The sequence below is a fragment of the Nocardioides sp. CPCC 206348 genome (genome assembly GCF_048654705.1).
In the GTDB taxonomy this organism is placed as follows: Bacteria; Actinomycetota; Actinomycetes; order Propionibacteriales; family Nocardioidaceae; genus Nocardioides.
In genome coordinates, this window is record NZ_JBMCZA010000128.1 from 7360 (window position 1) to 7971 (window position 612).

General features: G+C 73.9%; 1 protein-coding gene and 1 pseudogene. Both read left to right on the plus strand.

The window, feature by feature from the left end:
- Positions 1 to 292 (plus strand): annotated as a pseudogene (locus ACOADB_RS07490) (epimerase); the annotation flags it as partial.
- A 34-nt stretch (positions 293 to 326) separates the two neighbouring features.
- Positions 327 to 612, plus strand: a 286-nt coding sequence (locus ACOADB_RS07495) for an endonuclease/exonuclease/phosphatase family protein (protein WP_378597339.1), incomplete at its 3' end; no start/stop codon positions are given.

A 612-nucleotide genomic window follows, 5' to 3' on the forward strand; every position in this document is an offset into this window, starting at 1 on the left:
GGCACTCCCCGACGCCACGGTCGTGTGGGTGGACCAGGAGTTCCTCAGCGAGCAGGGCGTGCAGCCGTGGGCCGGCCCGGAGAGCATCCCGCTCTGGCTCCGCCGTCCCGAGTACGACGGCATGCTGGCCCATGACGCAGCGCCGGCCGTTGCCGCGGGGCTGGTGCTCCGTCCCGTCAAGGACACGACCAGCGACACGCGGGCCTGGCTCGAGTCGGATCCGGCGGCCCGCATCGACGGGATCACGACCGAGCGGGAGGCCGAGCTGCTGGCCGCCTGGAAGGTCCGCTGACCCAGCCTGCGCAACAGGCGACTAGCCTCGCCCGGTGCTCCGCATCGCCACCGCCAACATCAACGGAATCCGGGCCGCGCACCGCCGTGGCTTCGACGACTGGATGGCGACCCGCGGCTGCGACGTCATCACCCTCCAGGAGGTGCGCTGCCCCGTCGAGGCGTTGCCCGACGGGGCGTTCGGTGACTTCCACGCCGCGTACGACGCGGGGACGATCCCCGGGCGAAACGGGGTGGCCGTGCTCACCCGGACTCCGCCCGCGGCGGTGCGCACGTGGGCGGCGCCGGACCTCGCGCAGCCGCTGCCACGAGCGCTGCGTC